This is a genomic window from Cognatilysobacter lacus (assembly GCF_008274655.1).
GTDB classification, from domain to species: domain Bacteria; phylum Pseudomonadota; class Gammaproteobacteria; order Xanthomonadales; family Xanthomonadaceae; genus Cognatilysobacter; species Cognatilysobacter lacus.
The window spans coordinates 1-8,679 of sequence record NZ_VTRV01000118.1; the positions used below are offsets into that span (position 1 = coordinate 1).

An 8,679-nucleotide genomic window follows, 5' to 3' on the forward strand; every position below is an offset into this window, starting at 1 on the left:
TACGGAGACACACCCGCACGCGCCGCATGGCGTGACTCGCAAGCCGAAGTCGACGTCACCGGTGCCGTGCCGACCGCCCCGGCCGCGGCGGAGGGCAGGCGCGGCTGGCTGGACCGCCTGCGCGGCAACACGATCACCCGCTCACTTTCAGGGCTGTTTTCGCGCAACCCGAAGCTCGACGACGACCTGCTCGACGAGGTCGAGACCGCGCTGATCACTGCCGACGTCGGCATTACCGCGACGACCGAGATCGTCGAGGATCTCCGTCGCCGCATGAAGTCGCGCGAGTTCGCCGATGCGCAGGCGCTGTTGGACGCGCTGCGCGCCGATCTGCTCGCGATCCTCGCGCCGGTGTCGAAGCCGCTTGTCATCGACCGCGGTGCGCGTCCGTTCGTGCTGCTCACGATCGGCGTCAACGGGGTCGGCAAGACCACCACGATCGGCAAGCTTGCAAAGCGCTTCAAGGACCAAGGCCATCCGATCATGCTCGCTGCCGGCGACACGTTCCGTGCCGCTGCCGTTGCGCAGCTGCAGGCGTGGGGCGATAGAAACGGCGTGCCCGTGGTGGCGCAGGGACAGAATGCCGATGCCGCGTCCGTCGCGTTCGATGCACTGCAGGCGGCGAAAGCGCGCGGCATCGAAGTTCTCATCGCCGACACCGCCGGCCGGCTGCACACGCAGCAGGGACTGATGGCCGAACTGGGCAAGATCAAGCGCGTGCTCCAGAAGCTCGACCCGGCCGCGCCGCACGAAGTACTGCTGGTCATCGACGGCACCACCGGCCAGAACGCGATCTCGCAGGTGCGCCAGTTCAATGCGGCAATCGGCGTGACCGGGCTTGTCGTCACCAAGCTCGACGGCACGGCCAAGGGCGGCGTGGTGTTCGCGCTCGCGCGCGAGTTCGGCATTCCGATCCGCTTCGCCGGCATCGGCGAACGGCCCGAGGATCTGCGCGTGTTCGACGCGGCCGCGTTCGTGGCTGCGTTGCTTCCGGAGTCGCTCGGCGGCGGATGACGGTCGACGACCGCCCCGATCAGGCGCCGCGCGACGATATGCCACGCCGGCCAACGCGCGGTCGCATCGTCCTCGTGGTCGCGATCGTGCTGATCGCGTTGCTGGCCGGGCTTCTGCGCTGGGCGTCGCGTCCGCAGCAGGTCGCGAACCTCGTGCTGTCGCAGGCGAGCCGCGCGCTGGGCCTTCGGATTACCGCGAAGGGCGCGAGCGAATACACGCTGCGCGGCACGCCGAAACTGGTATTGCGCGACGTCACCGCGCAGCGCGACGGCGACGCGACGCCGGTGCTGACGGCGCACCGCCTGCTGCTTTCGGTGCCTTGGTCGACGCTGAAGTCGCGCGGGGCGGACCTGACGGTGCACCGTGTCGAACTCGAACGGCCCAGCCTGGACATCGCGGCCCTGCAACGCTGGCTCACGACGCGACCGCCAACGCCGAAGCGCCCGGTGCCGACGCTGACCGACGGACTGCTCGTCACCGACGGCGGCATCTCGGGCGAAGGCTGGACGATCGAAGGCCTGCGGGCGAACGTGCCGCGCCTCGCGCCCGGCAGACCCGTGCGGGCAGCGCTGGTTGGTCGCGTCTTGGCAGGCGACACGACGATGCCATTCGACCTCGCGGCAACGCTGGCACGCCCGGAGATGCCGGCGGGGCTCGGTGTCGCGGGGAAGTTGGTGGTCGAGCGGCCGCAATGGCGCTTGCCGCTCGATCTCGTGCTTCGCGGCCGCCCGGCGCTGACCCGCGGGGTGGCACTCGACGCCATGGTCATGCGCGCGAAGGCGCACTACGCGGCCGCGTCCATCGATCTGCCCTTCGACCTCGGGTTGGCTGGCGACGCCCGCTACGCACAGGGCCTGCACATCGCGCCGTTCGGCCTGGCGCTACGGCAGGGCCGAGAGATTCCCGACATGCGCGGCGGCGGCACGCTCGACTGGACGACGACACTGGCGCTGCAGCTCGAGGGCCGTATCACGCACTGGCCGGCGGGTTGGCCAGCGCTCCCGGCACCGATCGGCCGCCCCGCGGGGCCGCTTCCCACGCAGTTGCACTATGACGGACCGACCGACCTTTCGGGCGAGACGTCGCTGCGGCTCGCCTCCGGCGTGTCGCGTTTCGAGGGCCGTTTCAGGCTGCCGCGTGTCCTTGCATGGCTCGACACACCGGCGCGCGGCACACCGCTGCCGCCGCTGGATGGCCACGTGAGCACGCCGCGGCTGGATATCCCCGGCGCGAAGCTCGAAGGGGTCGACGTCGAGTTCCGCGATGACGACTGACGCGTTCGCGACGCGCCTGCTCGCCTGGTTCGACGTCCACGGCCGACACGACCTGCCATGGCAGCACCCGCGCTCTCCGTACCGCGTCTGGCTCTCGGAGGTGATGCTGCAGCAGACGCAGGTTGCCACGGTGGTCCCGTATTTCCTGCGATTCGTCGACGCGCTGCCCGACCTGCCGGCGCTGGCGGCCGCTTCGCCGGACCGGGTACTCGCGCTCTGGTCGGGCCTGGGCTACTACAGCCGCGCCCGCAACCTGCAGGCTGCCGCGAAACTCTGCCTGGAGTTCCATGGCGGCGAGCTGCCGCGCAGCGTCGACGCGCTCGCCGCACTGCCCGGCATCGGTCGAAGCACGGCCGCCGCGATCGCCTCGCAGTCATGGAACGACCGGCACGCGATCCTCGACGGAAACGTCAAGCGCGTTCTCGCGCGATTCCACGGCGTCGACGGCTGGCCCGGAGCACCCGCGGTCGAGAGGCGACTCTGGTCGTTCGCACAGGCGCACGTTGACGACGCCGCGCTTGCGCCGGATCGCCTCGCCGACTACACGCAAGCACAGATGGATTTCGGCGCGACGCTCTGCACGCGCAGCCGGCCGGCCTGCGTCGACTGCCCGTTGCAGATCGACTGCATCGCCTTCGCCGAGGGGCGCCAGAACGAGCTTCCGACGCCACGCCCCGCAAGGACGCTGCCGCGCCGCAGCGCCGTCTTGCTCGTGCTGCGCAATGACGCCGGCGACGTTCTCCTGCAGCGACGTCCGCCTACCGGCGTGTGGGCGTCGCTATGGTCGCTCCCACAGTTCGAAGACGAAGCCGGTGCGGTTTCCTGGCTCGGCCGCCACGCGGTCGACGCCGAGGAATCGATGTGGCTCGACGACATCGCGCACGGGTTCTCGCACTACCATCTGACGCTGCGCCCCCGCCTGCACAGGCTCGCCGGCGCGACCCGCATCGCCGACGCGGACAGTGGCTGGGTAACGCAGTCCGACATCGCATCGCTCGGTGTTCCAGCGCCGGTCCGCACCCTGCTCAACCGCCTCTTCGAGAACTGACATGCCCCGTACCGTCGACTGCATCTGGCTCAAGCGCGAGGACGAAGGGCTCGACTTCGTGCCGTGGCCCGGCGAACTCGGGCAGCGCGTGTATGCCCGCGTCGGCAAGCAGGCGTGGGCCGCGTGGCTAGCGCATCAGACGATGCTGATCAACGAGAATCGGTTGTCGCCGATGAACCCGAAGCACCGCGCGCAGCTGGCCGAAGAGATGGAGAAATTCCTCTTCGGCGACGGCGCGCAGAAGCCGCCGGGTTTCGTCGAAGCCGCGCCGCGCTAGGCGTCGAGCTCGGCCCAGCGCGCGTAGGCGGCGTCCAGCTCGGCCTGCGCGCGTGCCATCTCGACGCTGTGGGCGCTCTTCGAAACGGCATTGCGTGAATAGAACGACGGGTCGACCAGTGCGTCCGTGAGGCGAGCGACGTCAGCCTCGAGCGTTTCTATACGGGCGGGCAGCGCTTCAAGCTCGCGCATTTCCTTGTAGCTGAGCTTGCGCTTCGGCGTGGCCACGGCGGGCGCCGCGGCCTGGGGCGCCTGCGGCGGTTCTCCGCGACCGGGCCGCACGTCGACACGTGCCGAGCGCTGCCGGACCCAGTCGGTATAACCGCCGATATATTCACCGACCCGCCCGTCGCCTTCCATCACCAGTGTGGACGTCACCACGTTGTCGAGGAAATCGCGATCGTGGCTGACGAGCAGAAGCGTGCCCGAGTAATCGCCGAGGAGATCCTCGAGCAACTCGAGCGTCTCCACATCGAGGTCGTTGGTCGGTTCGTCCATGACCAGCAGGTTCGAAGGCTGCGCGAACAGGCGCGCGAGCAGCAGGCGATTGCGCTCGCCGCCGGACAGGCGGGTGATCGGCGCGCGTGCACGTTCGGGGGTGAACAGGAAGTCCTGCAGGTAGCCGATGATGTGCTTGCGCCGGCCATTGAACTCGACGAATTCGCGGCCCTCGGCGACGTTTTCGATGGCGTTCCAGTCCTCGCGCAACGTCGCGCGGTACTGGTCGAAATACGCGATCTGCAGGTTGCTGCCTGCACGCACTTCGCCCGCATCGGGCGTGAGCTCGCCGAGCAGCGTCTTCAGCAGCGTGGTCTTGCCGCTGCCGTTGGGGCCGATCAGGCCGATGCGGTCACCACGCATGATCGTGGTGGACACGTCGCGCAGGATCGTGCGGCCGCCCAGCACGACCGAGACATCCTTCACCTCGATCACCTTGCGGCCCGAGGCATCGGCCTGCGCGGCTTCCATGCGCACCTTGCCGGTCTGGTCGCGGCGTTGCATGCGTTCGTCGCGCATCGCCTTCAGGCGCCGCACGCGGCCTTCGTCGCGGGTGCGGCGGGCCTTGATGCCCTGCCGGATCCAGACCTCTTCCTGCGCGAGCATCTTGTCGAAGCGGGCGTTCTCCTGCGATTCGGAGTGCAGGCGCTCCTCTCGGCGGCGCAGGTAGTTGTCCCAGTCCCCGGGCCAGCTGGTCAGCGAACCACGATCGATTTCGACGATGCGAGTCGCGAGCGCGCGCATGAAGCGGCGGTCATGGGTGATGAACACCAGCGTGCCGCGCCAGCTCTTGAGGAAGCCTTCGAGCCAGTCGATGGATTCGATGTCGAGATGGTTGGTCGGCTCGTCGAGCAGCAGCACGTCCGGCTGCGACACGAGCGAGCGCGCGAGCATCACGCGGCGGCGCATGCCGCCAGACAGCCCGGCGAACGGCCGGTCGCCGTCGATTGACAGGCGGGTGAGCGTCTCCGTGACGCGCTGGTCGAGCGACCACGCGCCCAGCTCTTCGATGCGCGACTGCACTTCAGCGAGCGCGTCGGTGTCCACTTCGGCTGCGTGGCTGAGGTGGTGGTAGCGCGCCAGCAGCGCGCCCTGCTCGCCGAGGCCGCCGGCGACCACGTCGAACACGTCGCCAGCCGTATCGGCAGGCACTTCCTGCTCGAGCCGCGCCACGCGGACGCCCGCTTCGTAGCGCACTTCGCCGTCGTCGGGGTGGATCTCCTGGGCGATCAGCTTGAGCAGCGTGGATTTGCCCGCGCCGTTGCGGCCAATCACTGCGATGCGCTCGCCGGGGTCGATGGACAGTTCGACATGGTCGAGCAGCAGCGGGCCGCCGACGCTGAAGTCGACGGACTGGAGGGTAATAAGGGGCATGCACCTAGTTTACGCGCTGCGCGTCGCAGCCCGGCTCAGGAACTGCAGGACAGCGTCGAACAGCCGGGCTTGTCGCGCGCCCAGTCCGGACGGCGACCGGCGAACACGCCGCGGCCCGGCCGCTCGTCATACGGACGCCGGAGGACGTCGAGCAGCTCGGCGATGCCGGACGGATCGCCGGCGGTCGCGCGGTCGATCACCTGCTGGACGAGGTAATTGCGCGGCACGTAGAGCGGGTTGGCGAGGCGCATCTGTTCACGGCGCGCGCTCCGATCCACGTGTCGCACCCGTTCGCGGTAGCGCCCCAGCCAGTCCTGGAACGTCGGTTGCGCGGCGGCGCTCCTGGCGTCGTTGTAGAAGGCGTCCGTCAGCGTGTCGGGCATCGGCGATTCAGGATCGATCGCCGCGAGGCCACGGAAGAACAGCGTCATGTCCACTTCGGCGTCGCGCATCCACTGCTCCAGCGATCGCATCAGCTCCACGTCGCCTTCGCGGAAATTGCCCAGCCCGAGCTTGCGGACCGCATTCTCGCGCTCGGTCCCCTCGTAGGCCTCGACATAGCGCGCCAGGCCCGCGTGGAACGGCGCCGCGTCGGGCTCCAGTGATGCCAGCGCGCCCGCGAGGCGCCCCAGATTCCAGTAGGCGACCGCCGCCTGCTGCCCGAAGCGATAGCGGCGGTGCTGCGCGTCGGTGGTGTTGGGCGTCCAGTCGGGGTCGTAGTTGTCGACCCAGCCGTAGGGGCCGTAATCGATCGTGAGGCCGAGGATCGACATGTTGTCCGTGTTCATCACGCCGTGCACAAAACCCACGCGCATCCAGTGGCCGACCATCACGGCGGTGCGCTCGCATATCTCGGCGAACCAGTCGCCCAGTGCGTTCGGCGAGTCAGGGTCGATGTGCGGGTAGTCGCGCCCGATGCAGAACCGCACGAGCGACTGCAGCAGCGGCAGGTCGCCACGTGATGCAGGCAGCTCGAAGTGGCCGAACCGGATGAACGAGGGCGCGACGCGGCAGACCACCGCGCCGGGCTCGGCCGCCGCGCGGCCGTCGTAGAACATGTCGCGGACGACGTCGTCGCCGGTGGCGACCAGGCTGAGCGCGCGCGTGGTCGGCACCCCCAGATGGTGCATCGCCTCGCTGCAGATGAACTCGCGGATTGATGACCGCAACACCGCGCGGCCATCGGCCGTTCGTGAATACGGGGTCGGTCCGGCGCCCTTGAGCTGCAGTTCCCATCGCTGGCCGGACGCGCCGATGACCTCGCCGAGCATGATGGCGCGACCGTCGCCGAGCTGGCCGGCCCAGTGACCGAACTGGTGGCCGCCATAGTTCGAGGCGTACGGCCGCATGCCGTCCAGCAGCGCGTTGCCGCCGAAAACGGCTGCGAATTCCGCCGAGGCCGCCTCGGCTTCGCCGATCCCGAGCGTCGCCAGCATTTCGCGCGAAATCGCCAGGACGTGCGGCGACGGGACCGGCGTCGGGTTCACCGCTGACCAAAGCGCCCCATGCACCTGGCGCACGCCGCCGCCGTCGCGATCGTCCCCGCGAAGGTGCGCGACGAAACGGTTGTCGAACCGCAGCTGGGACAGGCTCATCAGTGGCTCCGACGATGCTGGCTCGCCTTGGCCAGGCATCGTATCGGTGCACCGTCATGGAGCGTGCGAGGACGCGCGCAACGCGCCGCGCCGCTGCCGCCCGAGCGTGCGTCCACGGCCGGAATGCGCCGCGCCCGGTAGACTGCCGACCCAGACCGACCGGCCCGACCGGTGCCGAGATCACGCCATGAGCGACGAAACAGAACCGACCCCCCTCAACTTCACCGACCTCGCCCTTGGCGCGCCGCTGCTGCGCGCGCTGGCTGATGTCGGCTACGAGACGCCCTCGCCCATCCAGGCCGCGACGATCCCGCCGCTGCTGGCCGGCCGCGACGTGATCGGCCAGGCACAGACCGGCACCGGCAAGACCGCCGCGTTCGCGCTGCCGATCCTGGCGCAGATCGATCCGAAGAAGTTCAAGCCGCAGGCGCTCGTGCTGGCGCCGACGCGCGAGCTCGCGATCCAGGTCGCCGAGGCGTTCCAGAAGTACGCGACCTACCTGCCGAACTTCCAGGTGTTGCCGATCTACGGCGGCCAGGGCTACGCACCGCAGCTCAGCGCGCTCAAGCGCGGCGTGCATGTCGTCGTCGGTACACCGGGCCGCGTCATCGACCACATGAAGCGCGGCACGCTGGACCTCTCGGAGCTGCGCTGCCTCGTGCTCGACGAGGCCGACGAAATGCTCCGGATGGGCTTCATCGACGACGTGCAGGCCGTGCTCGACGCCACGCCGCCGACCCGCCAGGTGGCGCTGTTCTCGGCAACGATGCCCGCGCCGATCCGCCGGATCGCGCAGACGCACCTGAAGGACCCGGTCGAGATCGCGATCAAGTCGACGACGACGACCGCGGCGAACATCCGGCAACGTTTCGTTTCCGTCAGCGGGCACCACAAGCTCGACGCGATCACCCGCGTGCTCGAGGCCGAGACGTACGACGCGATGATCGTGTTCGCGCGCACCAAGATCGCGACCGAGGAACTGGCCAACAAGCTCGCAGCGCGTGGTATTGCGGCCGCGGCGCTCAATGGCGACATCCAGCAGGCGCAGCGCGAGAAGATCGTGCAGCAGCTCAAGGACGGTCGCATCGACGTGCTCGTGGCAACCGACGTCGCCGCGCGCGGCCTGGACGTGGACCGCATCAGCCACGTACTCAATTACGACATCCCGTACGACACCGAGAGCTACGTGCACCGCATCGGCCGCACGGGCCGCGCGGGCCGTACCGGCGAAGCGATCCTGTTCGTGACACCGCGCGAGCGCGGCATGCTCAAGGCGATCGAGCGCGCGACGCGGCAGCCGATCGAGCCGATGGAAGCGCCGACGATCGAGGCGGTTAACGAGCGTCGCGTCGACCGGTTCCTGTCGCGCATCTCCGACGCACTTGAGGCGCCGGATCTGCAGATGTACCGCGATCTCGTCGAGCGTTTCGAGCAGGAACGCGACGTGCCCGCAGTCGAAATCGCCGCAGCGCTGGCGCACCTGCTGCAGGGCGAATCGCCGCTGCTGATGCCGACCGGCCGCGATCCGCTGCGCGAGGCGCAGCAGCGTGAAGCACGCGATGCGGGCCGCGATCGCGACCGGCCGCCGCGTTTCGAACGC

The 8,679-nt window shown here is 69.2% G+C and carries 7 protein-coding genes; 5 read left to right on the plus strand and 2 right to left on the minus strand.

From position 1 onward, the window contains the following. The 4 genes from ftsY to FW784_RS10380 all read left to right on the plus strand — a co-directional run. On the plus strand, window positions 1-1,014 hold a 1,014-nt coding region (gene ftsY, locus FW784_RS10365), incomplete at its 5' end, for a signal recognition particle-docking protein FtsY (protein WP_235893650.1). Window positions 1,015-1,052: 38 nt separating this feature from the next. Further along, window positions 1,053-2,288: an AsmA family protein gene (locus FW784_RS10370; RefSeq protein WP_149353271.1), complete on the plus strand. Its 1,236-nt coding sequence runs from the start codon at window positions 1,053-1,055 to the stop codon at window positions 2,286-2,288. Further along, window positions 2,278-3,336, plus strand: coding sequence for an A/G-specific adenine glycosylase (gene mutY / locus FW784_RS10375; RefSeq protein WP_149353272.1), 1,059 nt, complete (start codon window positions 2,278-2,280; stop codon window positions 3,334-3,336). The genes FW784_RS10370 and mutY overlap by 11 nt, the downstream gene beginning before the upstream one ends. A 1-nt stretch (window position 3,337) precedes the next feature. Further along, window positions 3,338-3,613, plus strand: coding sequence for an oxidative damage protection protein (locus tag FW784_RS10380; protein WP_149353273.1), 276 nt, complete (start codon window positions 3,338-3,340; stop codon window positions 3,611-3,613). Here FW784_RS10380 and FW784_RS10385 read toward each other — a convergent pair. Then, entirely contained in the window at window positions 3,610-5,484 is a 1,875-nt protein-coding gene (locus FW784_RS10385) for an ATP-binding cassette domain-containing protein (RefSeq protein WP_149353274.1), read from the minus strand. The two genes, FW784_RS10380 and FW784_RS10385, sit on opposite strands and share 4 nt — an antisense overlap. A gap of 35 nt (window positions 5,485-5,519) precedes the next feature. After that, window positions 5,520-7,073 (minus strand): protein adenylyltransferase SelO, encoded by a 1,554-nt coding sequence (locus tag FW784_RS10390; RefSeq protein ID WP_149353277.1) that lies wholly within the window; start codon window positions 7,071-7,073, stop codon window positions 5,520-5,522. 193 nt (window positions 7,074-7,266) lie between these two features. Here FW784_RS10390 and FW784_RS10395 point away from each other — a divergent pair. After that, window positions 7,267-8,679: DEAD/DEAH box helicase (locus tag FW784_RS10395; protein WP_149353275.1), on the plus strand; the 1,413-nt coding region annotated here is incomplete at its 3' end.